At 74.7% G+C, this 14,198-nt stretch carries 10 protein-coding genes; 7 read left to right on the forward strand and 3 right to left on the reverse strand.

Going from position 1 to position 14,198, the window contains the following annotated elements; all coding sequences use genetic code 11:
* Positions 1 to 228 precede the first annotated feature (228 nt).
* From Cch01nite_RS02705 to Cch01nite_RS02730, 6 genes are all read left to right on the forward strand, one after another.
* On the forward strand, positions 229 to 1,524 hold the full coding sequence (locus Cch01nite_RS02705) for an SWIM zinc finger family protein (protein ID WP_203748264.1): 1,296 nt from the start codon (positions 229 to 231) through the stop codon (positions 1,522 to 1,524).
* The gene (locus Cch01nite_RS02710; RefSeq protein ID WP_203748267.1) at positions 1,521 to 3,071 is read left to right on the forward strand and encodes a DUF5691 domain-containing protein; all 1,551 of its coding nucleotides are present in this window, start codon (positions 1,521 to 1,523) and stop codon (positions 3,069 to 3,071) included. Before Cch01nite_RS02705 ends, Cch01nite_RS02710 begins: the two co-directional genes overlap by 4 nt.
* A complete protein-coding gene (locus Cch01nite_RS02715) occupies positions 3,068 to 4,159 on the forward strand; it encodes an ATP-binding protein (protein ID WP_203748270.1) in 1,092 nt (363 codons plus the stop codon). Before Cch01nite_RS02710 ends, Cch01nite_RS02715 begins: the two co-directional genes overlap by 4 nt.
* Positions 4,156 to 6,441 (forward strand): DUF5682 family protein, encoded by a 2,286-nt coding sequence (locus tag Cch01nite_RS02720; RefSeq protein WP_203748273.1) that lies wholly within the window; start codon positions 4,156 to 4,158, stop codon positions 6,439 to 6,441. The genes Cch01nite_RS02715 and Cch01nite_RS02720 overlap by 4 nt, the downstream gene beginning before the upstream one ends.
* Positions 6,438 to 7,640 carry a VWA domain-containing protein gene (locus tag Cch01nite_RS02725; RefSeq protein WP_203748276.1) on the forward strand — a complete coding sequence of 401 codons (1,203 nt, stop codon included), beginning with the start codon at positions 6,438 to 6,440 and terminating at the stop codon, positions 7,638 to 7,640. The genes Cch01nite_RS02720 and Cch01nite_RS02725 overlap by 4 nt, the downstream gene beginning before the upstream one ends.
* Before the next feature lie 227 nt (positions 7,641 to 7,867).
* Positions 7,868 to 8,983 (forward strand): glycoside hydrolase family 53 protein, encoded by a 1,116-nt coding sequence (locus Cch01nite_RS02730; protein ID WP_203748278.1) that lies wholly within the window; start codon positions 7,868 to 7,870, stop codon positions 8,981 to 8,983.
* 47 nt (positions 8,984 to 9,030) lie between these two features.
* Here Cch01nite_RS02730 and Cch01nite_RS02735 read toward each other — a convergent pair whose 3' ends face one another.
* Positions 9,031 to 10,191: a peptidoglycan-binding domain-containing protein gene (locus Cch01nite_RS02735; RefSeq protein WP_239069795.1), complete on the reverse strand. Its 1,161-nt coding sequence runs from the start codon at positions 10,189 to 10,191 to the stop codon at positions 9,031 to 9,033.
* A 363-nt stretch (positions 10,192 to 10,554) separates the two neighbouring features.
* On the opposite strand from Cch01nite_RS02735, the gene Cch01nite_RS02740 reads away from it, so the two are divergent.
* Positions 10,555 to 11,976 (forward strand): DUF4153 domain-containing protein, encoded by a 1,422-nt coding sequence (locus Cch01nite_RS02740; protein ID WP_203748282.1) that lies wholly within the window; start codon positions 10,555 to 10,557, stop codon positions 11,974 to 11,976.
* Positions 11,977 to 11,994: 18 nt separating this feature from the next.
* Here Cch01nite_RS02740 and Cch01nite_RS02745 read toward each other — a convergent pair whose 3' ends face one another.
* Complete coding sequence (locus Cch01nite_RS02745; protein ID WP_203748284.1) at positions 11,995 to 12,729, reverse strand: esterase/lipase family protein; 735 nt, start codon at positions 12,727 to 12,729, stop codon at positions 11,995 to 11,997.
* Between the two features lie 7 nt (positions 12,730 to 12,736).
* Positions 12,737 to 14,176, reverse strand: coding sequence for a hypothetical protein (locus Cch01nite_RS02750; protein WP_239069796.1), 1,440 nt, complete (start codon positions 14,174 to 14,176; stop codon positions 12,737 to 12,739).
* Between the last annotated feature and the right edge of the window lie 22 nt (positions 14,177 to 14,198).

Here is a 14,198-nt window from a genome sequence, read left to right on the forward strand (position 1 = left end):
GGGTACGTCGTGCTGTGCAGTTCTGCTCGCAGCCGATGCACACGCCGTGCATCCGGGGTCCACCCTCCACAGCCGCTGGAGCCGGCCACGGCGGCCGCCCCGGTGGCCGTGCCGCACGGTCGAGCGCCCGGCGGGGCCGGTCGGGGGAACTTGGCGCCTCGGAGCACCGGCGGCGGCCGGAACGCGGTGGGTGTGTCCGAGGGGCCCGCTACTGTCACGGCCGTGCCGATGACGTGGACCGCCGAGCAGGTGCTCGCGCTTGCGCCGGATGCCGCGTCGGTCGCCGCGGGCCGCAAGCTCGCCGCACCCGGCCCATGGACCCAGACGGGCGCCAGCGACTCCCCGGCCGCGGTGTGGGGTCTGGCCGCAGGGTCCGGGAAGAACCCGTACGTCACCGTGGTCGACCTCGCAGGTCCGGCGTTCTCGTGCTCGTGCCCGTCGCGCAAGTTCCCGTGCAAGCACGCGCTCGGACTGCTCCTGCTGTGGTCGGCGGGGGCCGTCCCTGGGGCCTCCGAGCCTGCTGAGTTCGCGGCGACGTGGCTGGAGTCTCGCGCGGCCCGGGCGGAGAAGGCGGCGTCCCCGGCGAGGACGACGGACCCGGCCGCCGCAGCGCAGCGTGCCGAGCGGCGTGCGGACCGGGTGGCCGGCGGTGTCGCCGACCTGAGGCGGTGGCTGCGCGACCAGGTGGCCGCGGGGCTGGCCGGGGCCGACCGTGCGGGGTACCGGCCGTACGAGCAGGTCGCTGCACGCCTCGTCGACGCGCAGGCCCCCGGCCTGGCCGACGTCGTCCGCCGGCTGCCGTCGGTCGCCGCCTCCGGGGAGGGCTGGGCCGGACGCCTGCTCGACGAGCTCGCGATGCTGCACGTCCTGCTCGAGGCGCACGAGCGGGTCGACGACCTGACGCCCGAGCTGGCCGCGGTGGTGCGACGTCACGTCGGGTACCCGACGAAGGCGGAGGACGTCCTCGCGACCCCGGCCGTCCGGGACACGTGGGTGGTGCTCGCCCAGTCCGACAGCCTCGAGGGGAGGCTGGCCGTGCGCCGCGTCCACCTGCACGGTCGGGCCACCGCCCGGAACCTTGCCGTGGTGTCCTTCGCTCCCGCGAACCAACCGCTGGACACGTCGCTGCTGGTCGGGTCGGAGCTCGACGCGGACGTGCACACCTACCCCGGCGACCCGCTGCGCGCCCTCGTCGGTACCCGGCACGCCGACCCGGTCCCCGCCACGACGCCTCCCGCCGCCGTGGAGTTGGGCGAGCTCGCGCGGGTGTGGTCGGCTGCGCTCGAGGTGGACCCGTGGGCGTTCGCGGTCCCGGTGGTGACGGGCCCGGTGACGGTGGGGACGGACGGCGGCCGGTGGTGGCTGACCGACGGTGCCGTGACCGTCCCCGTCGCCGCGGGCGCCCAGCCGTGGAGCCTGCTGGTCGCGTCCGGCGGCGACCCGGTCGTCCTGGTGGCCGACCAGACCCCCACGGGTCTGGCCCCGCGGGCCGCCTGGACGAGCGACGGGCTGGTGCGGCTGTGAGCGCCGACCTGACCACGGCCGCCCTGCTGGGCACCGACCGCAACCCCGGCCCCCACCCCGTGGGTGACGAGCTGCTGGCTGCGGCCCTGAGCCGGCTCCCCGCCCGCGAGGATCCTGCGACCGCGCTGCTCGACGTGGCCGCGCTCGCCGCCGTCGCCCGGCGCGCCTCCACGTCCGGCACCGAGGCCGGGACGGTCCGTGCGCCGGCCCCGACGGAGACCCGACAGCTGTGCGCTCCCGCAGCCGCGGCCCGGTTGCGTGGTCTGCTCGCCGCCGGCAAGGAGTCGTGGGACCTGCTCGAGCTGTGGCTGGCCACCGCCGCAGGCAACGGCCTGCGGGTTCCCCCCGGAGTGCTCGTGCCCCTCCTGGACGCGGCTGCGGCGGCCGGCGACCGGGACGGGCTCCGCACCGCCGCGCTGGCGGTCTCAGGCGAGCGTGGCCGGTGGATCACCCCGCAGAACCCCGCCTGGCACGGGCTGGTCGCCGCCCCGCGGCCGGGGGTCGACGCGATCGTCACCGACGACGACCCGACCTGGGTGCACGGGACCGCGGACGAGCGGGCGGCATGGCTGAGTGCCGCCCGGTCCCTGGACCCCGCGGGCGCTCGGTCGCTCGTCGCGGGCGCCTGGGCGAAGGCGAACGCGAACGAGCGTGCCACGTTCGCGCGTGCGCTGGAGGTGGGGGTGACCCCGGACGACGAGGAGCTCCTGGCCTCGGCGCTGAGCGACCGGTCGGTGGCGGTGCGGACGGCAGCCGTCCGGACGCTCGCGCACCTGCCGTCGTCGGCGTTCGTCCGGCACTGCACCGACCGAGCACTCGCGTGCGTGACCGTCTCCCGCACGCTGCTGCGTGAGCACCTGGTGATGGAGCTTCCCGAGCCGGAGAAGGGCGACCCGTTCGCGGCGCCGTACTCCAGCCCGAAGGCGGTGGCGGTGACCCAGATGCTCGGGCTCCCCGCGGGCGTGGGTGCGAAGGCCGACCTGCTGACCAGGCTCGTCGAGGTGGTCCCCCTGTCCGCGTGGACGGCGCACCTCGGCAAGGAGCCGCGCACTCTGGTGCAGCTGGCGATCGCGGCGAACGCCCGCCCGCTCCTGCAGGGGTGGGCGGTCGCGACGGAGCGGGAGCACGACGCGGCCTGGGCGCACGCCCTGCTGGTCCTCGTGGGGGCGAGGTCGATCTCGGCCGACCTGGCACGGATCCTGCCTCCTGAGGCGCAGCTCGACGTCTTCCGCGCGACGGTGAGCGCTGCCCCCGCCGGGTACGAGGGACATCCGGCGGTGGCCGCGTACCTCGCGCAGCTGCCGGCCCCGTGGACGGACGACCTCACCGCGCAGGTCGCCACGTGGGTCGGGGGCCAGCCTTCCGAGAAGTCGTGGACCCCCATCCACACCAGCGAGCAGCTGGGCCTGGCCGCACCCCCGACGGCGCGGTCCGAGTCCGTGATCCGGGCGGCCGCCGCTCGGGCCGCCGAGAACGTCTCTCGGGCCCTGACCCGGGCGGCCGACGCCGTCCACCAACGCCGCACGATCATCGAGGAGCTCACGTGACCGACACCGCCGACCTGCTGCGCCCGCACGCCGAGCAGGCGTTCGCGCACGAGCTCGCCGCCCTGGCCGCGGCCGACGACAGGCCGCGACCGCCGGCGTGGCACCTGTCCCCGTGGGCGGTCGTCACGTACCTGCTCGGTGGGGCGCTGGCCGACGGCACCGTCATCTCGCCGAAGTACGTCGGACCGCGCCGTCTCGTCGAGGTCGCTGTCGCCACCCTCGCGACCGACCGGGCGCTGCTGCTGCTCGGCGTGCCGGGCACGGCCAAGACGTGGGTGTCCGAGCACCTCGCAGCAGCGGTCTGCGGGCGGTCGACCCTCGTCGTGCAGGGCACGTCCGGGACCGGGGAGGACGCCATCCGGTACGGGTGGAACTACGCCCGTCTCCTGGCGGAGGGCCCGACGCAGGCCGCGGTGGTCCCGTCGCCGGTGATGACCGCGATGCGGGAGGCGTCGATCGCCCGCGTCGAGGAGCTGACCCGCATCCCGTCGGACGTGCAGGACGCGCTGATCACGATCCTGTCGGAGAAGTCGCTCCCGGTTCCCGAGCTCGGCACCGAGGTCCAGGCCGCGAAGGGGTTCAACGTCATCGCGACCGCGAACGACCGCGACCGCGGCGTCAACGAGCTGTCGTCCGCGCTGCGGCGCCGGTTCAACACCGTCGTCCTGCCGCTGCCGGCGACGGCCGCGGAGGAGATCGACATCGTGACGCGCCGCGTCGCACAGCTCGGCAAGGCGCTCGAGCTGCCGCCGGTGCCCGCGGCCGCCGAGGAGATCGCTCGGGTCGTGACCGTCTTCCGTGAGCTGCGCTCCGGCCGCACGGAGGACGGGCGCACCGCGGTGAAGTCGCCGTCCGGCACCATGTCGACCGCCGAGGCCATCTCCGTCGTCACGAACGGCCTCGCACTTGCGGCGCACTTCGGCGACGGGGTCCTGCGGTCCTCGGACGTGGCGGCCGGCATCCTCGGCGCCGTCGTGAAGGACCCGTCGTCGGACACCGTCGCGTGGACCGAGTACCTCGAGGCGGTGGTCCGGGAACGGCGCGACTGGGCGGACTTCTACCGTGCGTGCCGTGAGGTCACCGCATGACGGACCTCTCCCCCGTCCCGTCGGCGACAGCCGCGGCGCCGCGGGTCGAGGTCATGGGCGTGCGCCACCACGGCCCCGGATCCGCCCGGGCGGTCGCGCGCGCCCTGGACGAGCTGGAGCCCGACGTGGTGCTCGTCGAGGGTCCGGCGGACTGCGACCACCTGATCGAGTTCCTGACCGGGGCCCGGCTGACCCCGCCGGTCGCGCTGCTGGCCGCGGTGGCCGACGACCCGGGCACGTCCGCGTTCTGGCCGTTCGCGTCCTTCTCGCCGGAGTGGCAGGCCCTGAGGTGGGCCACGGAGCGTGGGGTTCCGGCGCGGTTCATCGACCTGCCTGCGGGCGTCACGCTCGCCGCCCGGCCCGCTGCCGTCGTGCCGGTCGAGGACGAGGACGACGAGCAGGACGACGGGCCGACGTCCCCCGCGGGCGTGCGACACGACCCGATCGCCGCGCTCGCGGCCGCCGGCGGGTACGACGACCCGGAGCGCTGGTGGGAGGACGTCGTCGAGTCCCGCACCGAGCACCCGACCCCGTTCAGCTCCATCACCGCGGCGATGGTCGAGCTGCGCGCCGCCGCCCCTGAGCTGGACGCGCACGAGGCCCGCCGCGAGGCGCACATGCGCCAGCAGGTCCGCGCCGCCCTGAAGGCCGGGCATCAGCGGGTCGCGGTCGTCTGCGGCGCGTGGCACGCCCCCGCCCTCAGCGGCAAGCTCCCGCCGGCGACCGGCGACGCGAAGCTGCTGGCCGGGATGCCCAGGAAGAAGGTCACCCTGACGTGGGTGCCGTGGACCGCGTCGCGGCTCGCGCGGGCGGCGGGGTACGGCGCGGGCATCACGTCCCCGGGCTGGTACGAGCACCTGTTCACCACGCAGGACGACGTCATCGCGTCCTGGCTCGTGCAGGTCGGTGCCGCCCTGCGGGACAAGGACCTCCCGGTGTCCTCGGCGCACGTCATCGAGGCGGTCCGTCTGGCCGACGCCCTCGCGACCGTCCGGGGCCGCCACGTCGCCGGTCTCGCCGAGGTCACCGAGGCGACCCGGGCCGTGCTGTGCGACGGGGACGACAGCCTCGTCCAGCACGTCACCGCGCAGCTCGTCGTGGGCGAGCGCCTCGGGGAGGTCGCCGCGGACGTGCCGACCGTCCCCCTGGACGCCGACCTGCGCGCGACCGCCAAGCGGCTGCGGCTCGCCTTCTCCGCGGCACCCAAGGCGCTCGACCTGGACCTGCGGCGCGACACCGACCTCGTCCGGTCCCGGCTGCTGCACCGCCTGACCCTGCTCGGCATCGGGTGGGGCGATCTCGACGCGGCCCGGTCCCGCAGCACCGGGACGTTCCGTGAGGCGTGGACGCTGCTGTGGCGGCCCGAGCTGTCGGTCGCGGTCGTCGAGGCGGCGCAGTGGGGAACGACCGTGCAGTCCGCTGCGACCGCCCGGTGCATCGAGCGGGCCGCGACCGGCGACCTGAGCGAGCTCACCGCGCTCCTGGAGGTCGCGCTCCTGGCCGACCTGCCCGCGGCCGCCAGCCCCTTGCTCACCCGGGTCGACGAGCAGGCCGCGCACGACGGCGACATCGCCCGTCTGATGGCGGCTCTCCCGCCGCTGGTGCGCGCTCACCGGTACTCCGACGTGCGCGGGACCTCGACGGCCGAGCTCGCCCGCGTCACGGACTCGCTGGTGGTCCGCATCTGCGCCGGGCTCCCTGCCGCGGTCACGGGGATCGACGACGACGCCGCCACCGTCATGCGCGGCCACGTCGACGCCACGCACGCGGCGGTCCGGCTGCGGGCCGACGACGACGGCACGCGCACCTGGCACGCGACGCTGCGCGCCCTCGCGGACCGGCCCGACATCTCCGGTGCGCTCACCGGCCGCGCGACCCGGCTGCTGCTCGATGCCGGAGAGCTCGACGTGGCGGACGTGCGTGCGCGTGTGGGGGTGCACCTGTCGTACGGCACCCCGGCTCGCGCGCAGGCGGCCTGGGTCGACGGATTCCTGGCCGGCGGCGGCCTGCTGCTCGCGCACGACCGCGCGCTGCTGGCGGTCGTGGACGACTGGGTGGCGACCCTGCCCGCCGCCGCTTTCACCGACGTCCTGCCGATGCTGCGGCGCACCTTCGGCGCGATGCCGCCGGCGGAGCGCCGCAACGTCGGCGACGCCGCCAGAGCGCTGACGACGGGCACGATCACCGGTGCGGGAGCCGCGCCGCCCGGGACCGTGCTCGACCCTGATCTGGTCGCCGGTCCGGTGCGGACCGTGGCGCTGCTGCTGGGAGCGAGGCTGTGAGCGAGGACGTGAGCGAGGACGTGGAGGTCCGGACCGAGCGCGTCGACGAGACGACCCGGCTGCGGCGGTGGCGGCTCCTGCTCGGCGACGCGGGTGGCGTCGACGCGTCGCTCGGCAAGGACGAGGCGGCGATGGACGGCGCTCTTGCCGCGCTGTACGACGCCGACGGGCGCGGCGACGGCAACGGCACCGGGTCGTCCGGTCAGCGGTCCGCCGGCCTCGGCGGCTCCGCTCCCCGGGTCGCGAAGTGGCTCGGGGACATCCGCACGTACTTCCCGACCTCGGTCGTCGAAGTCATGCAGCGCGACGCCGTCGACCGGCTCGGGCTCCGGCGGCTGCTGCTCGAACCCGAGCTGCTCGCGTCCGTGCAGCCGGACGTGTCGCTCGTGTCGACGCTCATCTCCCTGAACCGGCAGCTTCCGGAGCAGACCCGCGCCACCGCACGGCAGGTCGTCGCGACGGTGGTCAAGGAGATCGAGAGGCGCATCGCGGCCGCGACGAAGTCGGCGGTCACGGGGGCGCTGCGCCGGGACCGCACCCACCGTCCGAGGCCGGGCGACATCGACTGGGACGCGACGATCCGTGCCAACCTGCGTCACTACCTGCCCGAGTACCGCACGGTGGTCCCGGCGAGGCTCGTGGGCCGTTCCCGCGCGCACCAGGTCGTCGCCCGCGACGTCGTGCTGGCCATCGACCAGTCGGGATCCATGGCCGAGTCCGTCGTGTACGCGTCGGTGTTCGGTGCGGTGCTGGCGTCGATGCGGGCCCTGCGCACGTCGTTGGTGGTGTTCGACACCGCTGTCGTGGACCTGACCGACAAGCTGTCCGACCCGGTGGACGTCCTGTTCGGCACGCAGCTCGGCGGCGGCACGGACATCAACGGGGCCATCGCGTACGCCCAGAGCCTGGTCCGGCGGCCCGCGGACACGCTGTTCGTGCTCATCTCGGACCTGTACGAGGGCGGTGTCCGGGACGAGATGCTGCGGCGGGTCGCGTCCATGCAGGCGTCCGGGGTGCAGGTCGTCGTGCTGCTCGCGCTGTCGGACTCGGGGGCCCCGTCGTACGACCGGGAGAACGCCGCCGCGCTGGCGGCTCTCGGTGTGCCCGCGTTCGCGTGCACGCCCGACCGGTTCCCCGAGCTGCTTGCCGTCGCGCTCGCGAAGGGTGATGTCGCGGGGTGGGCCGCCAAGCTCGGCTGACCTGTGATCGTTCTCAGGCCGCGCGAGGACTGCTGAGGCCGCGTTGCCGCCTGTACACGCACCCTTTCGCCATGCCCGAGCACGGTCTACTGTGAGCGTGCACAGGGTCGGCGCGTCGATCCACCCGCATCCGTTCGGCATCGCCGGAGCATGACGCCTCCGGCCGGGGGCCAGTCCCCCGCGCTCCGCCCTGCCCCACCCCAGGACGACAATCAAGGGAGATTGCCGTGAACGCACGCACACGCATCACCGCCATGGGGATCGCCGCCGCCCTGCTCGCGGCACCGGGCGCGGTCCTCGCCGCCGCCCCGCCGGCCCTGGCCGCGAACAGCCTCACGATGCTCGGCGCGGACGTGTCGAGCCTGCAGCGCAGCCTCGACCTCGGCGTGAAGTACTACGACGCCGGCGGGGCCCAGAAGAACCCGCTCGACATCCTCAAGGGCGCCGGCATGAACTACGTGCGCCTGCGGGTCTGGAACAACCCGGCGTCCGGCTACAACAACGCCACCAAGGTGTACGCGTACGCCAAGGAGGTGAAGTCGCGCGGCATGAAGCTCCTGGTGGACCTGCACTACTCCGACACGTGGGCCGACCCGGGCAAGCAGTACAAGCCCGCGGCGTGGTCGAGCCACACGATCACGCAGCTCCAGAAGGACGTCTACGACTACACGTACTCCGTCTGCACGACCCTCAAGGCGCAGGGGACGACGCCGGACAGCATCCAGATCGGCAACGAGATCAACGTCGGGATGCTGTGGAACGAGGGCAAGGTCGCCAACAACAGCTTCACCAACCTCGGCCTGCTGCTGAAGTCCGGCTACAACGCGGTCAAGGCGTGCAGCCCGTCGACGCAGGTCATCATCCACACGGCGAACTCCGACAGCGTCGACCACCTCGCGTGGTTCTACGACGGCATCACGGCCCAGGGCGTGAAGTGGGACATCACCGGGCTGTCGTACTACTGCTTCTGGCACGGCAACCTGAACGCCCTGTACTCGGCCGTGTCGACCGCCAGGAGCCGCTACGGCAGGCCCGTCGCCGTGGTCGAGACCGCGTACCCGTTCACGACCGCGAACGCGGACTCGCAGGCGAACAGCGGCAGCGGCACCTGTGAGGGGTTCGACAACAGCTGGAACAGCCAGGCGACGATGTTCCAGTACGTCCAGAACACCGTCCGGAACGCGGGCGGCGTCGGCGTCTTCTACTGGGAGCCGACCTGGACCGCCGTGAAGGGCAACGGCTGGGACCCCGCCAACATGAACGGCACGGGCGACGGGTGGGACAACATGGCCGTCTTCGACTGGACCGGCCGCGTCAACCCCGGGATCCGCTGGACCCCCTGACGTCGGCCCACCGGCACCCCCGTCGCGCTGGTGGCGGGGGTGCCGCCCTACTCGTCCATGGTCGAGCCGTCGGTCGGCGGCTCCTCGGTCGCGGTCGGCGCGGGTGCCTCGGCCGCGGCGATGGCCGCCTCGAACGCCGCGACCGTCGCGGCGTCCACGGCGCCGGTCGGCGGGACGCCGAGGTCCGTCTGGAATTGCACGAGCGCGGCGGTCAGCGCGTCGGTCCACTGCCCGTCGACGGGCCCGTCCCAGTAGCCGGCGAGCTTCAGGGTCTGCTGCAGGGCGGCGGTCGAGGTGAGCGTGGCCTCGGTCTGGCTGGCCCCCTGGGCCGCGAGGTCCGCCTGCAGGGCGGCGTCCGTGGCCTTGTCCACGGTGCCCGTGACCGGCAGGCCGTGCGTCGCCTGGAGGTCCTGGACGGCCAGCACCGTCCCGGGCCCGTAGATCCCGTCGACGGGCAGCGTGTAGAAGCCGGCGGCGGCGAGCGACTGCTGCAGGGCGGTCGTGTACGCGCGGGCCGCCTCCTGGGCCGCGATCCGCTGCTCGTCGTCGAGGCACCCCGCCTGCACGACGAGCTGCATCCACGCCATCTCGAGGGCGACGACGGCGGCGTTGAACTGCTGCGACGCCTGAGCGAGCGGGGTGTCGTCGGTGATGCCCTGCTGGGTCGCGGTGAAGTCCGCGTCCGCCTGCGTGACCCGGTTGACGGCGTCCGCGGGGGCGAGCGGCGTCGGCTCGGCGCTCGGCGTCTCCGCGGGCTCGACGGGCTGCCCGGAGGCGGACGCCTCGAGCGCCGCGAGCGCCGCGTGCGCGTCCGCGAGCGCGTTCTCGGCGTCGGCGACGTCCTGCCGGGCTCGTTGCGCGCTCTGGCCCGCGGCGAGCGCGTCCTCACGTGGCTCACGCAGGTCCGCACCGGCGGTCACGACGTCGCCGACGGTCGGCGCCTCGGCGGTGAGGACGTCGCCGTAGCGGTCGAGGGCCTTCACGTAGTCGACGGACCCGGTGCAGAACGCATCGGTCGCCTGCTGCGCCTCGTCCGTGGCCGCCGCGAGATCCTTCTCCTTGGCCGCGACCTGCGCTTGCGCGCGTTCCAGGTCCGTCGTCGCGTCGTCGTCACCGGCGGTGCACCCGCCTGCCACGAGCGCGACCCCCAGGAGCACCGTCGTCGACCGCGCCCACCGACGCGCACGACCGGTCCGGAACGAGCCCACGCCGACCTCCGAAGAAACGCCCTGCACCCCAGGTGTGACCGGTCGGTCCGACCTTGTCCCTGCGCCGGTGCCGCCGCAAGCCGGGACGCGCACGGCCGTCTGTCTGGGTGCGTCCTGTGCGTCCGCCATGAGACCTGCACGCGGCGCCACACAACGTGCACGGGACCCCCTCGGAACCGCGGGTGCACCCGGCCTGCCGCTGCCTACGGTCGCCCCATGAGCGATCACGAGGCCCCGCCGCCGGCATCTTCGAGCAGGTCAGGTGCGATGCCGGCGTTCGCCGCAGGTCCGTCACCGGCGCCCGCGTACGCCGCCCCGGCCCGCCCGGTGACGGTGCCGCGCCCGCCCACGACGGTCGATCGGATGCTGCGCTCGTTTTGGGCCGCCGGGCGTCGCGCCGCCCCGGTGCCCACGCTCGCGGTCTGCGTCGCCGTGGGCGTGGTCGGTGGCGCGGTGCTGGTCGGGCGGCCGCCGGGGATCGGGGCGGCCGTGGTCGGGATGCTGGTGTGCGCCGCGGCCGTGCCGGTCGTGGTGCGCCGGCGACGGTTCGGCGACCTCGCGCTGCTCGTGCTCGGCGCCGCCCTGCTCGCCGTCGTCGCGGTCCGCACCGCCGGCTGGGTCGTGGCGCTCTGCGTGGTCGCCGCCTGCTGGGTCGCGGTCGTGGCGACGGCGTCCGCGAGGACCGCGCCGTCGGCGGTGCTCGCCCCGGTCACCGCCGCCCTCGGCGCCGTCCGGGCGGTGCCCTGGGTGCGCCACGGTGCCGGGGCCGCGCTCGGCGGTCGTCGCCACGAGGCGGTCACGGTCCTGCGCAGCGCGGCGATCACCGTCGGGCTGCTGGTCGTCTTCGGGGCCCTGTTCGCCAGCGCCGACCGCGTGTTCGCGAGCCTCGTCCCGCAGGTGCACGTCGACAGGCTGCCCGGCCAGGTGCTGGTCGGGGCGCTCGTCACGCTCGGGGCCGTGACCGCGGCCCACCTGGCGATCGCTCCTCCCGTCTGGTCCCGCGCACGGCTGCCGCAGGCTCCGGCGGCACGCCGGGTCGAGTGGCTCGTCCCCATCGTCGCGCTGGACGCGCTCGTGGTGACGTTCGTCGCGGTGCAGGCGGTGGCCCTGCTCGGCGACCCCGAGCGTGCCCTGCCGTCGGGCGTCACGTACGCCGAGTACGCCCGGCAGGGGTTCGCGCAGCTCGTCGTCGCGACCGCGCTGACGCTGGTCGTGGTCGGGGTCGCCGCCAGGCGTGCACCCCGCACCGACGCCCGCGACCGGCTGGTCGTGCGGGTGGCGCTCGGGGTGCTCTGCGTCGCGACGCTCGGGGTCGTCGCGTCGGCGCTGCGCCGACTCGACCTGTACGTCGACGTCTTCGGGCTGACCCGGCTCCGGCTGCTCGTCGCCGTCGCGGAGCTCGTGATGGGGGCGGTCCTCGTGCTGGTCCTGGTCGCGGGAGCCCGCGGGTCGGGCCGGTGGTTCCCGCGCGCCGCCGTGTGGGTCGTGGCGAGCGCCGTGCTGGGTCTGGCGATCGCGAACCCGGACGCCGTCATCGTGCGGCACAACCTCGAGACGCAGACGTCGTCGACGATCGACCTGCTGTACCTGCAGGGGCTCTCGGACGACGCGGCCCCGGTGATCGACCGGCTCGAGGAGCCCATGCGGTCCTGCCTGCTGTACCGGCGGGGCGAGCAGGCGGACGACGACCCGCTCAGCTGGGCGTGGGGGCGTCAGCTCGCACGGGACCTCGTCCCCACGGTGCCGACGCCGTCGTGGTGCCCGACGCCGGGCGAGGTCTGGTGACGGGTCCGGCTGCCCGTGTCACGGCACCCCGAGCCGTTCCAGCAGCAGCGCGTGCAGACGGGCGTCGGCGAGCGGACGGAAGTGGCCGGGGGTCTCCAGGACCACGTCGACGCCGCCGTCGAGCGAGCTGCTCGCGGGGATGTGCGGGTCCCAGAAGGAGAACGCCGACGTGATCCGGTGGTTCACGGCCAGCTCGGCGCGCAGCGCGACGATCGTCGCGTCGGTCGGCTTGAACGCGCGCACGGCCGCGGCGGGGAACCACCGGGCGTACACCGACCCGGCGAAGGGCGTGTTGACCGCGACCATCGACGCGACCCGGCCGTCCGGGTCCTCGCGCAGCATCGCGAGCTTGCCGATCAGCCCACCCTTGCTGTGCGCGACGAGGACGACGTCGCGCAGGTCGTGGTCGACGAGGTAGCGACCCAGCAGCGCCGCCTGCTCGGGGATGGGCCGGTGGTTGATCCCGAGCTCGGGCAGCACGTGGATCCGTACCCCGTGGTCGTGCAGCACGGTCGCGAGCGGCAGGAGGAACTGCCACGGCTCGTACACGCCCGGCACGAGGACGACGGGCGGTCCGGCCGGCCGCTCGGGCGACCTCAGGGCGTCCGCGCCGGTCCGGGTCGTCACCCCGGCGGCCTGCCACCGCAGCACGAACGCGTAGTCGCGCGCGAGCCACCACGCGCGCTGCACCAGCCGTCGACGGTCCGGCCCTGCGTCGGCGCGTCGTGGCTGCTCGGCCGGCTCGACGTCCACGCGCCCGTCAGGCGGCCGAAGCCCTGTCGTCGGCCAGCGGTGGCCGGGCGAGGAGCGAGACGAGCAGGAGCACCACGACCGCGACGATCGCGACACCCAGCACGTAGCCGGGGGTCAGCGGAGTGCCGAGCACGAGCGCGAGCGCGGCACCGATCGCCACGACGACCCGCACCAGCACGCGCTGCTCGCCCAGCCACTCGCCGACCGGCCCGGTCGTGACGCCGCGACGCTCCCCCGCGCCGCGCAGCCACGCCGCCGACCGTGCGGACGCCGACCGCAGCGCGACCGCGGAGTCGCTCCGGCCGGACACGAACGCCACAGCCGCCACGACGACGCCGATCACGAACGCCGAACGCAGCGAGATCCTGAGCAGCGACACGACCTGGTCGTAGACGACGACGGCCGCGTCGGGTCGTTGCACTTCGGGTGGCAGCGAGTTCGCGTACACGGACCGGCCGACCGTCAGCACCAGCCCGAGCACGAGCATCGCGCCGGCGAGCGTGAGCCCCGCGACGACCAGCGCCCGCGACCTGTTCTGCGAGAGCATCACGCCGCCGGCGAGCAGCGCGACGACGATCCACGGCAGCCACGTGCCGAGGACGTCGAGCGCCCGGTAGGCGTTCTGGAGCCGGACCAGGTCGGAGCTCTGCGCGAGCGGGAAGGTCGCGTTGATCGTCGGGATGCGGTCGACGATCGTGAACCCCGCGTTCGACAGCGCCGTCTTGACCTGCTCGATGACGGGTGTGAGGTCCACGGTCAGGGTGCCCTGCGAGTCGATGCTCGCGATCGCGTCGGGGTCACCGCGCATCAGGGCCACGATCTGCTCGTGCGCGACCTTGTTCGCCTGCTCCCACGCGGTGGAGAACGCGTCGGACGTGACGACGCGGTCCACACCCTTGCGGATGAAGTTGGTCGCGGCGTCGACGAGCGGGCCCTGCAGCGCGAGGACGGCGGCCGACAGGCGCGGCGGCAGGCCGAGGTCCGCCACGGCACCGGTGGCCGTCTGGGCGAGGTCCTCGAGGTTCACCGCGTCGACGATCGCGGTCGTCAGCCGGTTCGTGACGGCGGACTGGATCTGCGGGTCGTCGGACAGGGGCGCCACGGTCGCGAGGTAGCGGTCGGTGTCCTCCGCGAGCCCCTTGGCCCACACCGCGACGACCGCCACGGGCGCCAGCAGGGCCGCGACGACGACGAGGACGACCGCCGCCGTTGCCCGCCCGGGCCGTCGCCGCCGTGGCGGTTCGGAGCTCACGACCGCCGGTGCGGCGGCGGCGGCGGACCTCAGGCGGGCGTTCTCGGCCTCGAGCGCCTCGAGCCGCGACCGCAGCAGCGCCACGTCGTCGACCGGGAGGGGCTGGGTGTCGCCCGCGCCCGCGATCGGCTGCGTGTCGCCCGGCCCGGGCTCGTCCGGCTCGTCGTTCCCGTTCGGCCTGCTCCGCACCGCCATGACAGCCCTCCCGACATGCCCG

The sequence above is a fragment of the Cellulomonas chitinilytica genome (assembly GCF_016862675.1).
Taxonomy (GTDB): domain Bacteria; phylum Actinomycetota; class Actinomycetes; order Actinomycetales; family Cellulomonadaceae; genus Cellulomonas; species Cellulomonas chitinilytica.

What these genes read in the sequence shown, in the direction of transcription:
- Cch01nite_RS02705 (WP_203748264.1), top strand. Translation starts at nt 229, where the DNA reads ATGACGTGGACCGCCGAGCAGGTGCTCGCGCTTGCGCCGGATGCCGCG.
- Cch01nite_RS02720 (WP_203748273.1), top strand. Translation starts at nt 4,156, where the DNA reads ATGACGGACCTCTCCCCCGTCCCGTCGGCGACAGCCGCGGCGCCGCGG.
- Cch01nite_RS02740 (WP_203748282.1), top strand. Translation starts at nt 10,555, where the DNA reads ATGCTGCGCTCGTTTTGGGCCGCCGGGCGTCGCGCCGCCCCGGTGCCC.
- Cch01nite_RS02750 (WP_239069796.1), bottom strand. Translation starts at nt 14,176, where the DNA reads ATGGCGGTGCGGAGCAGGCCGAACGGGAACGACGAGCCGGACGAGCCC.